Source organism: Olivibacter sp. LS-1 (assembly GCF_008245145.1).
Taxonomy (GTDB): Bacteria; Bacteroidota; Bacteroidia; order Sphingobacteriales; family Sphingobacteriaceae; genus Olivibacter; species Olivibacter oleidegradans.
On the sequence record NZ_CP041643.1, the window covers coordinates 5,457,893 to 5,475,500 of the forward strand.

Sequence of the window (17,608 nt, forward strand, 5' to 3'; positions counted from 1 at the left end):
TTAACAGGCATAGTACCTCTACTTTTTTTTTCGATTATTTTAAAAATATGGTAAATAATAGCCAAATGAAGTGTTTAAGCTCCCTCCTTATTACTTTAAGTGCTTTGATAATATGTTTTTCTACAGTACTGGTTGATATTTTTAGAACGGCAGCAATTTCGGGATAGGTTAACCCGCCTTCTTGCTTTAATTTATAGGCGCGCCTGGTTTGATTAGGTAATTTTTCAATACTTTTTTTTAAAGCTTGATGTAGGTCGATGTAATTTATCCGTTCTTCTGTTAAATTATTTGTTGAATGGGGGCCATGTTGCTCATAGACGAATTGTCTATAACGGTCTTGTACTTGCTGTAATTTGTAGTAGTTATATATTTTAAATTTTAAAGCCTGGTGCAGATAAGATGAAATGGAAGTATGAATTTGTATTACCTCTCTATTCTGCCACAATTCCGTAAATAACTCTTGTATAAATTCTTTAACAATTTCTTCGTCAGCAAGTCTTTTATAGGCTTGATCAAAAAGTTTCGACCAATATTTATGATAAATTAGCTCAAAAGCTTTAGTATTGCCCGATTTTAGTTTTAGGAAGATATCGATGTCCGGCATTTTCTTGCTTACTGACATAAAAATGGAATATTTTTTTTTAAAAACACGTCCTTTAGTCAGTTTAACAGGGGGGATATAACGGTTAATTGACACGAATTTAATTTAATTGCCATACAAAAACAACAAATCTGTTTTCTTTTTTACATTTTAATATCGATTATTTTTGATACAGGCCATCGAAAACGACTTGCAGATAGTAAAGGAGATGGCTTTTTTTCTATTAATGGAATTTTGTTCAGTTCTTCTTTGCTAAATCTGCATGGACTTGAATGAAGTCAACGGATACCTCCTCGATTTCTGCAGCCTCCTCATCGGATTTTCCTCTTACTTAATTAGCAATTCATTCCACTTTTCTCTACTTTTAAAGTAGATAAAGAAGGAAAACTGAAATAGTATTTGCTTAAGTCAGATCATATGAAAAGAGTAACATTACTATCGTATTGCTATGCATGCACGTCATCCTGCTTATGGCGCAATCGAAAAAACCTAATATTCTAATTATTCTGGCAGATGATTTGGGATGGGGAGATTTAGGATATCTGGGAGGCACCATCAAAACCCCTGTAATCGATCAGTTAGCAAAAGACGGAATTCGCTTAAACCGGTTCTACACGGCGGCAGTCTGCTCCCCTACCCGTGCCGGACTGATGACCGGTCGTTATCCGGACAGGTTTGGTTTAAGAGAAACCGTTATTCCACCCTGGTCTAAATTTGGCGTGAACACTGACGAGACCTTTTTGCCCGAATATCTGGCTAAAGCGGGTTATAAGAACAGGGCAATTATCGGAAAATGGCATCTGGGACATGCCTCCTTAAAATATCATCCCTTACATAGGGGTTTCACCCATTTCTATGGTCATTTAAATGGAGCGATCGATTATTTTACGCATAAACGAGAGGGCGAATTAGATTGGCATAATGATTTTAATTCAAGCTATGATGAAGGTTACGCGACAGACTTACTTGCAGATGAGGCGGTAAAAAGGATTAGGCAGTACAGTCAGGAGGAAAACCCATTCTTTATGTACTTGGCTTTTAATGCGCCTCATGGGCCGTTTCAAGCAAAAGAAGAAGACCTATTAAAACCTCGCGGAGAAGACGATCTTAAAAAGCAAACTTATGCAGCCATGGTCAGGAGTTTAGATAGGAACATTGGGAAGGTCTTAGAAATATTGAAAACATTGAACATAGAAGATAACACCATCGTTCTTTTCTTTAGTGACAACGGGTATGCCCCGGATTCTCCCGGGTCATCCGGAGAACTGAAAGGGTCTAAATTTACCGAATGGGAAGGCGGCGTAAGGGCACCGGCCATTATAAAATGGCCTGCAAAGTTAAAAGGAGGAAAGACTATGGAGCAGGTAACCGGGTATGTAGATGTTTTACCAACCTTGCTGGATATAGCCGGAATTACAGAAGCACCCGAGAACCCGCTGGACGGAATAAGCATATACCCGGTATTAAATGGAAGCAAATCAGGCATACAGCGAGATTTCTACCTTGGGGAGGGAGCGCTGGTAAACAGTAATTGGAAATTAATAGAAGCAGGTAATAATAACTCGATAATGAAATTACAAACGGATGTTTTATTTAATATATCCCGAGATATAGGGGAAAGAAAAGATTTAAAAGATACAGAAACGACTATTTACAAGGATTTAAAAACAAAATTGGAAACGTATAATTCGATCAAAAGTTCGAAACAAGTTCCTCCCTATGGGCAGGGCAGAAAGGGATTTGTAGCACCAAAAGAGTGGGGTGTAAAAGAATAAGATCCATGTCGCTTTGTTTAATTAGGATTACCAACTACTGTTTTCGGCTTACGCCATTTCCACGGTGCAATGGGATTATGATCATGCCATAGCCCTACCCTATTTAATCTGGCCTCTTGTTCGAGTTTTCCGATCGAACTAGCATATTCAATACGGATTCGGCTTTCGTCAAAGTCATATTTCATATCCATCTTTCGAGCTTGCTTTGCATATTTGCACTATTGCCGAGAGCGCCATAACAGGGTAAATACTTTAGCGGTAGCGCTGCAAAGATCTACCTTAGGAGAGATTACTTATGAAGAGTTGATGAAGGCTTCTTCATAGAAATATATCAACTTTTTAAAAAGAAAATGGTTTACTACAAAAAGGACTTCTTTAATAAATAATTAAGTATACAAAATAATAGCACCTTTGTATATATATGATAGAGCTTTTAAAAGGAGATATTACAAAACTTGAGGTGGATGCCATTGTAAACGCGGCTAATTCATCCTTGCTCGGTGGTGGTGGCGTTGACGGAGCTATCCATCGTGCGGGTGGCCCAGCGATATTGGAAGAATGCCAGCGCATCCGTGCAAAACAAGGAGGCTGTATGGTGGGCGAAGCCGTTATCACTACGGGTGGTAATCTCCCGGCGAAATTTGTGATTCATACAGTAGGTCCAACTTGGAATGGGGGCAAAAACAATGAAGAAGCGCTGCTCGCCTCAGCTTACAGAAGCAGTTTGGCATTAGCGGTTGAACATCAGCTCCAGTCGATCGCTTTTCCGAATATTAGTACAGGTGTCTATCGATTTCCCAAAGATCGGGCTGCCGAAATCGCAATTGATACCGTCAAGGAATTTCTCAACTTCAGTAGCGCAGAGATTAAAGTAACGTTTGTATGTTATGATGAGGAGAATTATTGGATTTATGAGGAGCTGATATAACTTTCCAAAGAAATCAATGAAAGAGACTTATCATATCAGTTATTTAAAAATTGCGCACAAAGGCAGTTCTTCGCATAGACAAGAAATATTAAGCAGCAAATTATGTGGCTGTTTTTATTGTAAAAAGACATACCCTCCATCTGAGATTTTCGAATGGATCAATGATATTAACGGCGAAACCGCGATCTGTCCGAAATGTGGGATAGATGCTGTTTTGAGTTCTAAATATCCTATTGAAGACAATAGATTCTTAAACGAGATGAATAGGTATTGGTTTTAATGGAGGGCTATTTTAAAAAACGGCAGTCAAAGCGTGATATCCGCTCAACCTCAACAGGCAAGAATCATGGCGAATTATCGAGATTTGTATATTATTTGACACCACCTAAAGGAGTTAGCAATTATATGAAAGCTATAGAATTGTATCATAGTAAAAAAACCGCATCTTTCAAAGCATAATGCTTCACTAACAATATTCGCTCATTAGAATTCAGCCACTTGCTGACGTTCCACTACATGTCACGACCTAAACACTCACTAGCCTGCTGCTGCAAAATGGTCAAAGAGAAAATAAGAAGTTTAAATAAGGGTTAAAAAAGTGCGAATGTAACAAAGTCAATCAGTGTAAATCTAAATTATATGCTGATGATCAACAATTTATCAAAAAACTACAGGAATAATACAGTTCTAGTAAGCTCAAGCGCAAAGCTTAGCACTGGAATCACTTGGATTAAAGGGCGTAATGGTTCCGGCAAGAGCACCTTACTTAAAATTTTGGCGGGATTGATCGACTTTAAGGGATCCGTGATTTTTAATGAAAGGATCAATTTGAAGAAACATCCTATTGCTTACCGAAAACTAATCAACTTTGCTGAGAGCGAGCCGTTATTTCCTCCTTTTTTTACAGGATGGGATATGATCAATCTTTTTCTTAGTGCAAAAAACGGTTCGTTACAAACATTGGCGCATCTTATAAGCGACTTCGGCATGGATGATTATTTAGGTTACCAAATAGAAAGTTATTCAGCCGGAATGTTAAAAAAGCTCTCACTTGTTATAGCCTTTACGGGCAAGCCGGAGCTTATCCTATTGGACGAACCATTTATTACATTGGACGACGATGCCATCGATAAGCTTGTAGAATCGATAAAAAAAAGCATGATGATCGGAACAAATTTCATAATAACTTCCCACTATAGTATCTCTTCTTCTCTGCCCATTACCAGTACTTTTATTATTCGTGACAAAAAAATTGAAACAGAAACGATACAATGTCCTTAGCTAGATATCCTATAAAAGCTTTCGGGAAAGAGTATTATAAAATGAATGCCGGTTTTTTAATTCTGTCTTTCATTCTGATATTCGGTTATGGTCTATTCATTAAAACTGCCGGACACATTCCCGCCGGAGAGGAGCGAACAATCTATCTGGTATTGCTACTCAGTTTTGTTCAATCTCCTATTATTACGCTAATAGCGTGTGCCCTATGGTTGTTATACACATTTAAATGTTGGTTGTACGTCTGGAAAGCCAGCAGATTGGCAGAGCATACGTTTTGGCGGTATAGCATAAACGCTCTTCCACTTTCAAAGCAGTTTTATGTTTGGTTTATGTTTCAACTTTATCTCTTTATCCCACTCGTTATTTATTGGCTGCTTGCAACTATTTATGGCTTGATTGTACTTGACCTTTTGATACCTTTATTATGCGGGCTCTATCTAATAATTTTAGTGATTATCAGCACCTTCATATACCTATATCGTTTTAACTTTGCGAAATTTGAACAAGAAAGCGACTTTAACTTAACAGCACTTACAAGAAAACTTCGAAAAACTCCTTTCAATGCATTTTTTTATGAAATTCTTTTAAAACATAAAATACCTTTTTTGATTACTAAAATTTTCTCTTTTATCGCATTGCTAATTTTAAAGATCTCAATCTTTGAAATCGATGAACCTATACGGTTAATCGCAATAACTGCACTCGTAACGGTGATTGTCCAGAGTGTAATCGTTTATTTGGAGTATCGATTTTCACAAAACCACTTATATTTTATTCAGCAACTACCCTATAGCAGGATCAAGGTATATACAATGCGAGTCCTCGGTTATTGCACCCTATTACTTCTAGAATACATAGGGATATGTTTCATTTTGCCCGCATCTTCAGTCTTTTTATTTTTATTAATTAGCCTTAGTGGTCTATTGCTTATTAGAGCTATACTATACTTTAATTCTGCAACTATGAAGTCGTTCTTAAAATGGGTTTTTATTTGGTTTAGTGCTGCTTTGATACTGGTTCTATATGATTTACCTTTTGTTCTGATTTTAATAAACTTGGCCTTTTCCTTTGCTTTTTTTTATTTCACCTATTATAAACGCTCGTATTTGGTGATCAAATAGATGCCAGCTAATGAACATATTGAGACGGATTTATGTCATTATAGCGATGGTCCAGGACTTAGCTCTAACGCTGGACAAATGTAAATTGGGCCTCCGTTGAGAGTGTTTATTTTTTCAACCATACAGCTTAAAAGAAAAACATTACCGGCTGCTCATTACGGAGGCCTTCATTGTAATACGCTCCTGCCTGAATCAATTCATATCGAGAAAAAAACTATTGTGAGTCTATAAAATAAAAGCTGTAAAGCTAGGACTCTACAGGAGCCCTCCCCTATTAATGGTAGAAAAAAATACTTATTTACGGGTATTGTATCTAATAAGAATGTCTCTTTAGATTTGCGCTTTATATTAATCTATGTACGAGGCTCATCTTAGGCTGGCTTTTATTGATTGCGTCTACTTTTATTAGAAACTATTTTTGGGCTAAGTCAAAGGATCCAAATTGTATTTTCATGAAAACAAACAAAATAACGAACTTCTCCATTATAATATGCACACTATTTATACTTGCCGGACTATCCGCCTGTAATAAAAGCGATGGTGATATTGATGATTCTGCAGAGAAATACTTGATTTGTAAGCTAAATGGTAAAGAACATCGTTTTAACTATCATGTAAATGCCAATGACAAACCCGCTGAAGAAACCATACATTTTGTGGTAATTAGCGGCTGGGAAGAAGAGAATACAGCGACATCTCCCGGTTTTGGTATTGATTTGGTTTTACCGGAGGGCGCAGAAGAAAAGACCTATTCGGTAGCCGGTGGAAGCACTCCAGAGCTGGATGGTCAGTACTATATACAGCATGCTAAGGATGGAAAGACTTGGACCACTGTATATAGTGGCGGCAGAAGCACGGGTACCGAATTTACACTTAACATCACAAGCTTGACAGATTGGGGCGTAAAAGGAACCTTTTCGGGAAAATTAAGGCTATCCGGCGGTGATGAATACATAACCGTAACTGATGGAAAGTTTTCGGCTCCTTACAATGGTAATTAACTTTATGAAAATCATTTTAGACAAAGTCTATCAATAATTTCTGTATGAGCAGGATACCTGTCAATTAACTTATCTTTTTCTCCAAGCTCGAATTCTGAGAATTCAAAACCTGGAGCAACCACGCAGCTTGAAAGAGAAAAACCACGGCGGGTGGGAATTTCCGCAGCAAACCATGCCCCAGCTTCGATGATTACAGATAATGACCCTGTCTCATTAATGGAGAGTTCCTTCCTTTCATATTGGCCATCTGGTCTGAGGATATGAATGTGAAGTGGGGAACCCACATGAAAGTACCATATTTCGTCTGATTGAAGTTTATGAAAACTGGAAAAATCAGCATTTTGTAGCAGGTAATGGATGGAAGTGCACGAATTTTTTAGTTGACTTTCTCCCTTCCTTGTTACTTGCTGCTCCGAGCGGAAGACTTCGTTGTAATATCCTCCTTCTGGGTGTGGTTTTAATCTTAAATGATTTATCCAGTAATCTGCTTGTGTCGAATTCATGCTCATCTTAATTTTAGTAATATGCTGATGTTGGTGTAAAAATACTTTTTTCGACGAAAATCATAAGTCTCACCGGCTTCTACTTCCTTATAATCATCATTTCATTTTCTATTGTAACTACCGTTCCGGTAGAACCACTAAAGCCTATTGTTCGCAACTTAAACAACATACTGTTCATCGACCTTATATCAGAGAACAACAAAGCCGTATTTTCTAAACGGCTTTGTTGCAGCAAATCATTCTTTGTATTTTATAAAGGTTGCCCTGATTTTCTTTTCTTTTAAATCCATAGTGGTACTACTTCCAACAACGGTTGTTTTGTTCTTCTTTTTTTCATTTACGCTACCACCAGTTGAACTGGAGGTTCCAAGAACCTCTTCTTCAATCGAAAAAATGATACCATCAGCTCCTTTTTCTTTTGCCAAGTCGATAATTTTCTGCTGTGTTTTTTCCAATGAACGAAAACCTTTTGCAAGCTCAGTTTTCCCCATAACCGTGTATTCCTTTTCAACATCGGCAGGATCATAAAACTCATCGACATTTTTTGTAGCCGTGTAGGTTTTTCCGAAATACTTTTGTGCATACGACATGTTAAAAAAGAAGAATCCCAAAAAGACGCTTAAAATTGCTTTTTTCATTTTTCTTAAATTTTGTGTTAATATTAAGGCACAAAAGTAAACCTCCTCTCCATCGAGAACGGTTACTTTTTTGGTGAAGTGATTAAAGTTTAGCATAGAGTGGCGGATTGACACAGCAAACTGTAAAAGCGCAACGATACCTCGAGGAGTAACTTAGCCGATGGAGAAAGCGTTAGTTAATAATCTAACCACGATTTAAATAAAGGAGCTTTGGTTCTACTTACGATAACCTCGTCTGTACTGTCTTTTATGTGAAGCTTTAATTTGCCATTGAAAAAATTATAGACCTTTTCAATGGAGTTGACGTGAATGATGTATTGGCGGTTCGCCCTAAAAAAAAACCTCGGATCCAGTTCCTGCTCCAATGTTTCCAGGGTCTGCGGAACTATCACTCTTTCTCCGTTCATTAGATTGGCAAAACTGACGTTCATATGCGCATAAAAAAAAGCAATGTCCTCGACTTGAACCTTCCTATAACCATCACGATATGGAAGAAGAAAACGTGCGCGGTATACTTTCGGCTGGATATGGTTAAGTAACCCTTCGATTAATGCATACTGCTGGTATGGCTGCTGTACGGTGTTTTCAAATTTTAGAATGGCAGCTTCCAACTCATCCTTTTCTATAGGTTTGAGCAGATAATCCACACTATTATATTTGAATGCCTTAACTGCATATTCGTCGTACGCTGTTGTAAATATGACCGGGCATTTCACGTCTGTTAGGTTAAAAATCTCAAAACTTAGGCCATCTGCCAGTTGAATATCCATGATAATCAAATCAGGATTATCGTTGTCGGCAAGCCAATCCACGGTCTTTTTAACGCTGGGCAAGACATTGACAATCTCGATTTGTGGTCTTATTTTGCGCATTAACCGTTGGATTCGTTCGGCATTTAGCTTTTCATCCTCGAGGATCAATATTTTTCTTATTGTATGCTTCATGTGATAAGGGGTACTTTTACCGTAAAAGTTTTATCGCTTTGCTCCACGGAGGGCACTCTGTCGCTCAATAGCGCATAGCGACTGATGATATTTTTTAAACCTATGCCTGTAGAATGAGGCTTTTTTATCAAAGGCAATAGGGAATTGGATACCACCAACTCGTCCTGGTCATTGGAATAAATATGGACGACCAAGGGATCTTCCTCCTCTGTACGATTATACTTTAGTGCATTTTCGATGAAGATTTGAAGTGTGATAGGTGGAATCAACATGTTAAGCTTCGATTCATCAATATTGATCTGAAAGACGCTCCCACTCCCCATGCGATTGTGAATAAGAAAGAGATAGGCATCTAGAAATTTAAGTTCTTCGGACAAAGGAACTAGCTTCTTTTTCGAGTTGACCAATAGATACCGATAAACTTTTGTAAAATTTTCCGTATAGGCGTACCCTAACTGTTGGTCTTTTAGTATTAATTCTGAAAGCACGCTCAGGTTATTGAATACAAAATGTGGATCAAGTTGTAACTTTAAGGCTTGCAGCTCAATCTCAGCTGCTAGTTGTTTGTGCTCTGCAGCTTTTATTTTATAGGCTGCGGCCGTCATTGTGGCGGTCTTCCAATTGACAAGTAAATAATATCCTGTGTTTAAACCGCTGACCATTAGCGCCCACAGTATGACCGCGATAACCGTATATAACCCTTCTCTTAGGCCTACATAAGGTGACTGATTAGTATTTTGTTTACCAAACACATAATAAAGAAAAACCAAACATATGATGAGGAACAGGGTGCCTAAGATGTGTAATAGTGTTTGGACCAGTAAGCGCCTTATAGGATGAGTTATCCATGATATTTTCTTATTTAATATGTGATCGATAAAGAGACTTAACTCTACGATTACCAAACAAAATACTAAATTGATCAACACGTCAATGACGAGCGAGAAAATTGGCATGCCGAAATAACTTTTCCAATAGGCATAGGGAAATATAGTGAACGAAGTTACATATGAACAAATAAAAGTAAACGCAACCAGAATAAACCGCTTTGCCTTACTTTTTCCTTTTACATGAACTGTTTCTTCTTGATTGCGCATCATTTTTAAAAGACAGAAAACCAAATTACCATTTACTTCTTGAATAAAACGATTGTCTTGTTGAAATATATTTCGCAAAGCAAGCATCTTTTGAACAAATTTTTAAATGCAATGAATTGAAGTGTCTGAATAGTGTATTGAAATGACTTTCAGCTTTATTAAAGCGAAATACTGAGCGTTGATCTTGATAGATGCCTTTAAAGGTCTGCTTACCTTTTGTTTACTACTACAATAATCAGGAGAAATCGAAACAAACTGAAAGGCCCCCGATTGCTATGTTAGGTTTCAGGAATGGAGTATATTGTATCTTACCCTACCTACTTAAGAAAAGGAGCTTGCAAAATATCTGTTAAAAAGACTGGATAAAAAGTTGAAAGAAAATTTGCGAAACCGAAAAGTTGCACATATATTTGCAACCAATTGGTTTCTTAATTTAATAAAAAAATGAGAAGGGATGTTTTCCAAGCTATAGCCGACCCAACAAGAAGGGCTATCATAACGTTAATTGCCATACAGGCCATGACACCTAATGCGATTGCCGAGCATTTCGACACAACTCGCCAGTCGGTTTCCAAGCACCTGCGCATCTTGACAGAATGCGAACTTATAAAACATGAACAAAGAGGCAGAGAAATCTATTATCAGCTTGAGATTGATAAAATGAAAGAAATAGACAAATGGCTGGAACACTTCCGAAAAATCTGGGAAAACCGCTTTGATAATCTCGATAAATTATTGGCAAAAATGCAAAATAAGTAACCGATGGAAAACAGAAACAACTGAGCACATGAAAATGACGAGAACGGTAAAAGTGCTGATTGACCTCATTTGGAGTGTGTGAAAGAGTTAAAAAAGATGGATTTAATAGATTTTGAACGACGCAAAAAATATTTTGAACATAAAAATGGAAATCATGAACAGCAATTTATTATTTGACTTCACCGTCAACAAGGAAAACATGACAATCGAAATCAAACGTGAATTTAATGCCAGCTTAAAATTAGTCTGGCAAGCGTGGACAACCTCGGAATTACTCGACCAATGGTGGGGACCACAACCTTGGAGGGCCGAAACGAAGACGATGGATTTTCGGGTAGGTGGCTTTTGGCTTTACGCTATGGTAAGTCCTGAAGGCGAAAGGCATTACGCTAGAACGAATTTCATTTCTATTGTAACAGAAAAATCATTTGCGTCGAAAGGCGGATTCAGTGATGAAAACGGCACGATAAATCCTGCATTTCCCGTAAATTTATGGGAGAACAATTTTATAGAAGTGGGTGATAAGGTCCGTGTAGACATGTTACTGACCTATGATTCACTTGCCGATCTCGAAACGGAAATTGAGATGGGCTTTAAAGAAGGAATGACCGTAGATTTTCAGCAGTTGGATGAATTGTTATTGACCTTAACAAAGTAAGCGAATTAGCTTATAGCAAACCGGCAACTTGATTTTCTCGTATTTCTCAACCTACTGCTATCAAAGAGGACGCGTGTTGATTTTAATACGATAAAAAATTCATCTTTAAGTAAAACGACACGTTGCGTATTTGCTTTAATCAGATGTAATGATAGGACAAACAAAAGCAACATCTTGCGTGATTCAGGATGTTGCTTTATCGAACACCTTGGTTATGGTGCTGGAACAGGCATGTTGTTGTCACTCAAGGACCATGACTACGTCACAACCTTCTCCTGCAGCTCGGACAGATAGTATGATATCGCGTTCATTAAGCCTTATTGTACCTATCTCTATTAAAAACTCTTTACAAATTGTCTGACAGGTTCTATCGTGAACTTTGTTTTAATCGCATTAGTCATCTTTCAATATATAATATTTCTCAAGTTTTCATATTAAATTGTATACCATATTTAGGTTGTTTTATGGCTATCTTAGATAAAAACCTTATGAAAGCCAAATTTAACCTACCTCCACCCGGAATCAGACGTCTTCTTCTCGTTATTGGAGTTGTCCTTTGGATATCGCTTTTTGTATGGACTATTTCTGTGCGAAAAGAATTTTTGGTGGTAATCGTCATGCCAACCTTTTTCACTTTATTATATGGAATCTTAGCGGCCGTTGGCTTATGGATCTATGATGTTTTTTCTAAGGAGTAGCTAGTTCGAAGCCCGCTTGTTCATTTGAAAAATCTTAAAGGATTTATTAGTCTATGAACGATTGCGACGCAAACCTTAAAATGCGCTACTTGATGGTACAGCCAATATCATTCTAATGATGTAGAAGTTTCTATCTCCGGTTATATAATTGTTTTACGGAACCGATGACATCAGCACCGAAGAACGGGTAAAAGCAAATATAAACCGAATGAGGTTGTTAATTATAACAAGAAACGCCTTATCGATTTTTTGGCTTAGATCTATTTTGCTTCTTTTATCTAAATTCGTTTTTGTTCGACCGGGGATGTTTCTCTGAAAGAAAGCTACGAAATCACCCGATCATCATTTGACTTATAAAAAGATTATTATGGCAAAAAGTAAATTACTGCGGATGGATAATATCGGCATTGTGGTAGAATCCCTCGATGAGACCATTTCATTCTTCGAAGAGCTTGGCTTAGAGCTCGAAGGGCGAGCCACGATTGAAGGGGAATGGGCAGGCCGCATTACGGGACTTGGCAACCAGCATGTAGAGGTTGCCATGATGGTCACACCTGACGGTCATAGCCGCCTTGAAATTTCACGTTTTCTCAGGCCAGCCGTCATCTCCGACCATCGGACCGCTCCTGTGAACGCATTTGGTTATTTACGGGCTATGTTTACCGTAGACGACATCGATGAATTACTCATTAGGCTACGACGGCACGGCGCTGAGCTTGTCGGCGAAGTAGTCCAGTATGAAAACAGCTATAGACTGTGCTATATCCGCGGACCGGAAGGACTTCTCATAGGATTGGCCGAACAACTTGATAATAAGTAAGAAGGAGATCTCAACTATTCCGTCTAATGAATAATTTGAGTTTGAGAGCGGGAAAGCAATGCTAATGCGAGTCAGTATAATTGATAGCAAAACGGTCGATATTGGGAATGGAACAGCGAACAGCTTTGTGGGGTTAAGGAAATCCTGTGCGAAACCGAACAGTATGCGTCCGATTTCGCACAGGACTTTTATTTTATTTAAGCATAAAAATATGATTTACAATCACTTAGTTTTATGAAAGTATTTTGGTAAGGTATTTATTGAATAATTGAATTTAACCAATACTGTATATATTGGACAATAAGACTAATGATCTAAAACATACCAATTATTATCCAGATAACTAAAGCGTTATTAAATACAGAGATTATGCTGAAAAATTATTTCAAAATCGCTTGGCGAAATATATTTCGATATAAAGCTAACAGTCTGTTCAACCTGCTGGGGCTAGCCTTGGGCATCGTATGTACGCTATTTTTAACATTATATATTAAAGAGGAGCTCAATTATGACAAATCATTCCCAAAACACGACCGTATTTACAGAATGGTATATACGGAATGGTCTAAATCCGCTCCACCTTTAGCTGAGGGATTAAAAAATTATTTCCCTGAAATAGAGCGAACAACACGCTTCGCACAGGCCGGAACTAACGTCGCGCGCACAAATGATAACAACCAGATGGAAATAGAGGGTTTCTATACCGATAGTTCCACAGTCCATATGTTTGATTTAAACAGCATTATCGGAAATGCTTTTCAAGCATTGAAAGAACCTTCCACGATCGTACTAACCAAATCTGTTGCTAAAAAGCTGTTTGGTAAAAAGAACCCTTTAGGAGAACAATTGATCTTTCAGGACGAGGAAGCTTTTCGGGTTAAAGCGGTGATAGATGACTTACCCGAAAACACCCATCTTAAGTTTGATTTTCTTGTCTCCATGCCCACTTTTATGTCGCTTGTTGAAAAAACTTATCCAGGATGGACGCAAAGCAAGGGATGGATGTTTGGGTGGACCTATGTGCAGCTTAACCATAAGGAGTCTATTAAACGTATTAAGCGAGACTTGACGCAATTTTATGTAAACTACCTAAAAGGAGAGGCTAGTGATGAACAAATAGCGGAATTTGCACAGAGTGCTCGGGTACAAGCACTCACTGATATTCATCTTAAATCGAATTTAGCGCAAGAATTGAGCCCAAACGGTAGCATGACTTATATCTATATTTTTATTGCTATTGAAGCGCTTGTTTTGCTTATGGCCTGTGTCAATTTCATTAATTTATTCACCACACAAGCATTAAAGCGCTTAAAAGAAGTCGGCGTCAGAAAAATTGTAGGCGCTAGCCGAAAACAGCTCATTCTGCAGTTTCTGTTAGAGGCCTTCTTACTCACCTTCATTTCTACCCTGCTAGCTGTTGTGTTATATTGGCTGATCCTTCCATTTTATAACCAATTAACGGGCAAATCCAATACGCTTTCGGATATCATGCAACACGGAAATTTATCAATTATACTAGCGATCCTTTTTACAATCACCTTAATTTCAGGATTATTTCCCTCTTTGTTTGCGTCTTCTTTCCTACCGGTAAAAGCTTTGAAATCGATTAAAACACCAAATACAACGGCAGTATACGTCAGGAAGTCTCTTGTTGTATTTCAATTTATCATAGCAGGCTTGTTGATTACTTCAACTTTATTGATTTATCAACAAATGCAATATTTTAGAAACAAAGAATTGGGATTTGATAAAGACCAAGTCATTGTGGCCAAATTATACGGAGATTTTAAAAAGACCTTAGAAAGTAACTCTTCGTTATTACAAACTGAGTTTCTCGCTAATCCAAATATTCTATCCGTCGCCAGAACATCAAACATAATCGGCGACCCCCTGAGCGTTGAGTTTATTGCTCCTACTAAAAACCCGGAAAATAAGGACTTTGGAACTTTAAAAGTCGTTCGCGTAGATGATAATTTTTTGAACGCTCTTAATATTACGTTGAAAGAAGGTCGAAACTTTTCAAAAGCATTTGGTGACTCAAGTGCTTTTATTCTCAACGAACAAGCCGTAGCGAAACTTGAACTCGAAAACCCGGTTAACCAGTCGCTCACGAATCACACAATTGAAAGACAAGGCAATATTGTGGGTGTTATTAAAGACTTTAATTTTGAATCCTTACACCATCAAATTGAACCGCTTGTATTGGAATATGCACCTCAAAAAACAGGTACCATGCTCATTAAAATAAGGGGAGGAAACGTCGAAAGTACGCTTGCTTTCCTTCAAAAGAAAGTGAGGCAAATAGCTCCCAACACCTTATTCTCCTACACTTTTTTAGATGAAAAGGTGAATTCTCTTTACAAGAAGGAAAATACAATGACATCTATTGTGTTGGCATTTACATTGCTTGGAATCATAATCTCGTGTTTGGGGCTATTAGGCCTTATTGGTTATACAGCTGAAATTCGGACGAAAGAAATTGGAATTCGCAAAATAATAGGTGCAAGCATCCAAAACTTGGTAACGCTTTTATCGGTAGATGTACTATTGATGGTTATTATCGGCAATGTGATCGCCTGGCCGCTAACTTGGTATTTTATTCATCAATGGCTTGAAAATTTTGCCTATAAGAGTCCAATCAGTTGGTGGACATTTGCTATATCTTTACTGATCACCTTCATTATCGCTTTTACAACGGTTATTTGGCATTGCTTAAAAACCGCTTTTGCCAATCCGATACACGCTTTAAGAAATGAATAAACTTTAAGAATAACTACATTTATAGTACTTAACCAAGTTTTTTTCTCAACCATTTCCGTACAGGCTCGTCATACCATTTCAGGGCGACATAAGTCAAAACGATGGAGCCGCATAAAATAAGTAAGGCGTATGGCCAGGCCTGTAGAATGGTTACCCCCTTATTGTTACTGATCCAAGCAACATAAAAGTAAACAAAGGGATAATGCACCAGATAAAGTGGATACGAGATGTCGCCAAGAAATTTACATAGCTTACGTTCCGTTTTTGTAGAAACAATGCCACTAGCACCCAGATATACAATAAGGGGAAAAACGAAGATGATACATACAGATTCATAAACACCGTTCAGCCAAAGATGTTCCGCGCCACCAATCCGTGGCATATACAGTACCGTGGCTACTAAAATACTGCACCATGTAAAGGCGTTCCGGATGCGGGTTAATTTCGCTACACGGGAAAGTAACAAGCCTGCAAAAAAGGGATATATTGTTCGGGTAATCCCGATGCGCATGTGTTCGGCATTCAACGTCCAGCCGCCGCTTACATCACCTTTGGGGCTGGTAATAGCAAAATGAGCAAGTGCTACTGCTGCTATGAAAACAAAAACCGCTAATGCCTTATTTGAGAATTTTCTTACTATCGTGGCATAAAGGATGTTAGCAATATATTCAAAAAATAAAGACCAACCGACACTGTTGAGCGGATGCATTTCCTCCCAACCTCGAATATCGAGAGCTAATGGTACCGGTAATATTGTATATCCTATCAGCATGACCAGAAGTAACTTCCACAAGGGAACCGTATGGATAAGTGGCCAGATTGCCGAATCGGTAAAATAGAATCCGATCGCTCCGAGGGTCATTCCCAGAATTACCAAAGGGTGAAGTCGTTCGACCCGACGTTTTAAGAAGCTTCCGAGCGTCATTTTATGCCAACGATCGTCATAAGCATAGCCGATCACAAAACCTGATAACAGAAAGAAAAAATCAACGGCCAGATAACCATGGTTCACAAGGTTGTCCAGATTTCCGGTCGACAGGGGTTCGCTCAAGTGAAAAGTAACTACAATTATGGCTGCAATGCCTCGTAAACCGTCTAATATAGGGTAATGGGGTTTTGTGAAAAGATTATTGTTATTCATTGATTTTGGGAATAGAAACTAATATCGGCCATTAGTGAGCTGCTAAAATTAGATAAAAGGGATCACCGGATCTTACAAGATCTTATCAAAGTTCAGACATATTGTCTCATTTTGAATGGCATGCGAATAGCTCTCAGGCCGAATAGAAGAGACCATGAGAACCCAATGACATTAGCCACAAAAAATAGCCTGAAGTTATGATTGCATCCAGCAGAAATTCTTTAAATTTTAAAACAATTGTTTCAAAAATATTTTATCTTTGTTTCATCATGGCAAGATTGATAGAATTTGATGAAGAACAAGCCATACAGAAGGCAATGGAAGTCTTCTGGAAAAAAGGTTATGCGGCTACTTCTATGCGCGACTTAACTGATGCTATGCAAATTAATAGTAGCAGTCTTTATAACACAATAGGCGATAAACATCGCTTGTTTGTTAGGTGTATCAAGCATTATATAAAAATGCGAATTGATGCGGTTGAGCAGCGTTATATAAGTTTCGCCTCGCCGATCCAGGCTCTTGAAAGCTTTATTAAAGATGCAGCAGACATCATTACGACTGAACCGAACAGCTGCCTGTGCGTAAAGGCAACTTTTGAAATAGAAGGGGACGACCCGGAAATACAGGCGATCATAACATCCTATGATAATTTTACACACCGGTTTTTGAAAGATTTAGTAGAAAAAGCACAAAGCCAGCATCAGATTGGTCAAAACGAGAACGCAGATACTGTTGCGGATTATCTTGTTAGTACATTTATCGGTTGGTACAATTCATTCATTTTACATCAAGATCGAAATAAAATTTTAAATATGGCAGATTTTATCATTCGCCAATTAAGGTGTTAAATTTTTTTGACTTATTTTAAAACAAACGTTTCAAA

17 protein-coding genes are annotated in these 17,608 nt (G+C 38.0%); 10 read left to right on the forward strand and 7 right to left on the reverse strand.

All coding sequences use genetic code 11. The features are described 5' to 3' along the window. Nucleotides 1-34: 34 nt before the first annotated feature. Nucleotides 35-622 (reverse strand): sigma-70 family RNA polymerase sigma factor, encoded by a 588-nt coding sequence (locus tag FKG96_RS22700; protein WP_149106199.1) that lies wholly within the window; start codon nt 620-622, stop codon nt 35-37. 449 nt (nt 623-1,071) lie between these two features. On the opposite strand from FKG96_RS22700, the gene FKG96_RS22705 reads away from it, so the two are divergent. Continuing rightward, nucleotides 1,072-2,376 (forward strand): sulfatase-like hydrolase/transferase, encoded by a 1,305-nt coding sequence (locus FKG96_RS22705; RefSeq protein ID WP_210421330.1) that lies wholly within the window; start codon nt 1,072-1,074, stop codon nt 2,374-2,376. A gap of 17 nt (nt 2,377-2,393) precedes the next feature. Here the strand turns inward: FKG96_RS22705 and FKG96_RS26860 are convergent, their stop codons facing one another. After that, complete coding sequence (locus FKG96_RS26860) at nt 2,394-2,567, reverse strand: hypothetical protein (RefSeq protein WP_157622304.1); 174 nt, start codon at nt 2,565-2,567, stop codon at nt 2,394-2,396. 230 nt (nt 2,568-2,797) lie between these two features. Between FKG96_RS26860 and FKG96_RS22715 the strand changes: the two genes are divergently transcribed. The 3 genes from FKG96_RS22715 to FKG96_RS22730 all read left to right on the forward strand — a co-directional run bounded on the left by FKG96_RS22715 (nt 2,798) and on the right by FKG96_RS22730 (nt 6,707). Next, nucleotides 2,798-3,304, forward strand: coding sequence for an O-acetyl-ADP-ribose deacetylase (locus FKG96_RS22715; RefSeq protein ID WP_149106201.1), 507 nt, complete (start codon nt 2,798-2,800; stop codon nt 3,302-3,304). Between the two features lie 645 nt (nt 3,305-3,949). Beyond that, nucleotides 3,950-4,585: an ATP-binding cassette domain-containing protein gene (locus FKG96_RS22725; RefSeq protein ID WP_168204602.1), complete on the forward strand. Its 636-nt coding sequence runs from the start codon at nt 3,950-3,952 to the stop codon at nt 4,583-4,585. A 1,573-nt stretch (nt 4,586-6,158) separates the two neighbouring features. Then, nucleotides 6,159-6,707, forward strand: a complete 549-nt coding sequence (locus FKG96_RS22730; RefSeq protein ID WP_246860320.1) for a hypothetical protein — start codon at nt 6,159-6,161, stop codon at nt 6,705-6,707. An 11-nt stretch (nt 6,708-6,718) separates the two neighbouring features. On the opposite strand, the gene FKG96_RS22735 is transcribed toward FKG96_RS22730, so the two are convergent. The 4 genes from FKG96_RS22735 to FKG96_RS22750 all read right to left on the reverse strand — a co-directional run bounded on the left by FKG96_RS22735 (nt 6,719) and on the right by FKG96_RS22750 (nt 9,967). Continuing rightward, nucleotides 6,719-7,210 (reverse strand): cupin domain-containing protein, encoded by a 492-nt coding sequence (locus FKG96_RS22735; RefSeq protein WP_165446998.1) that lies wholly within the window; start codon nt 7,208-7,210, stop codon nt 6,719-6,721. A 236-nt stretch (nt 7,211-7,446) separates the two neighbouring features. Continuing rightward, nucleotides 7,447-7,848: a hypothetical protein gene (locus tag FKG96_RS22740; RefSeq protein WP_130856574.1), complete on the reverse strand. Its 402-nt coding sequence runs from the start codon at nt 7,846-7,848 to the stop codon at nt 7,447-7,449. A gap of 176 nt (nt 7,849-8,024) precedes the next feature. After that, on the reverse strand, nt 8,025-8,792 hold the full coding sequence (locus tag FKG96_RS22745) for a LytTR family DNA-binding domain-containing protein (protein ID WP_149106203.1): 768 nt from the start codon (nt 8,790-8,792) through the stop codon (nt 8,025-8,027). Beyond that, on the reverse strand, nt 8,789-9,967 hold the full coding sequence (locus tag FKG96_RS22750; RefSeq protein ID WP_165446997.1) for a sensor histidine kinase: 1,179 nt from the start codon (nt 9,965-9,967) through the stop codon (nt 8,789-8,791). Before FKG96_RS22750 ends, FKG96_RS22745 begins: the two co-directional genes overlap by 4 nt. 366 nt (nt 9,968-10,333) lie before the next feature. Between FKG96_RS22750 and FKG96_RS22755 the strand changes: the two genes are divergently transcribed. From FKG96_RS22755 to FKG96_RS22775, 5 genes are all read left to right on the forward strand, one after another. Continuing rightward, a complete protein-coding gene (locus tag FKG96_RS22755; protein WP_013668221.1) occupies nt 10,334-10,648 on the forward strand; it encodes a helix-turn-helix transcriptional regulator in 315 nt (104 codons plus the stop codon). 154 nt (nt 10,649-10,802) lie between these two features. Then, a complete protein-coding gene (locus FKG96_RS22760) occupies nt 10,803-11,306 on the forward strand; it encodes an SRPBCC domain-containing protein (protein WP_149106204.1) in 504 nt (167 codons plus the stop codon). A gap of 488 nt (nt 11,307-11,794) precedes the next feature. Beyond that, a complete protein-coding gene (locus FKG96_RS22765; protein ID WP_130856570.1) occupies nt 11,795-12,004 on the forward strand; it encodes a hypothetical protein in 210 nt (69 codons plus the stop codon). A 367-nt stretch (nt 12,005-12,371) separates the two neighbouring features. Continuing rightward, a complete protein-coding gene (locus FKG96_RS22770; protein ID WP_149106205.1) occupies nt 12,372-12,824 on the forward strand; it encodes a VOC family protein in 453 nt (150 codons plus the stop codon). A 369-nt stretch (nt 12,825-13,193) separates the two neighbouring features. Beyond that, on the forward strand, nt 13,194-15,584 hold the full coding sequence (locus FKG96_RS22775; RefSeq protein ID WP_149106206.1) for an ABC transporter permease: 2,391 nt from the start codon (nt 13,194-13,196) through the stop codon (nt 15,582-15,584). A gap of 28 nt (nt 15,585-15,612) precedes the next feature. On the opposite strand, the gene FKG96_RS22780 is transcribed toward FKG96_RS22775, so the two are convergent. Further along, entirely contained in the window at nt 15,613-16,725 is a 1,113-nt protein-coding gene (locus FKG96_RS22780) for an acyltransferase (protein ID WP_149106207.1), read from the reverse strand. A 269-nt stretch (nt 16,726-16,994) separates the two neighbouring features. On the opposite strand from FKG96_RS22780, the gene FKG96_RS22785 reads away from it, so the two are divergent. Further along, complete coding sequence (locus tag FKG96_RS22785) at nt 16,995-17,573, forward strand: TetR/AcrR family transcriptional regulator (RefSeq protein WP_041388747.1); 579 nt, start codon at nt 16,995-16,997, stop codon at nt 17,571-17,573. Nucleotides 17,574-17,608: the final 35 nt, after the last annotated feature.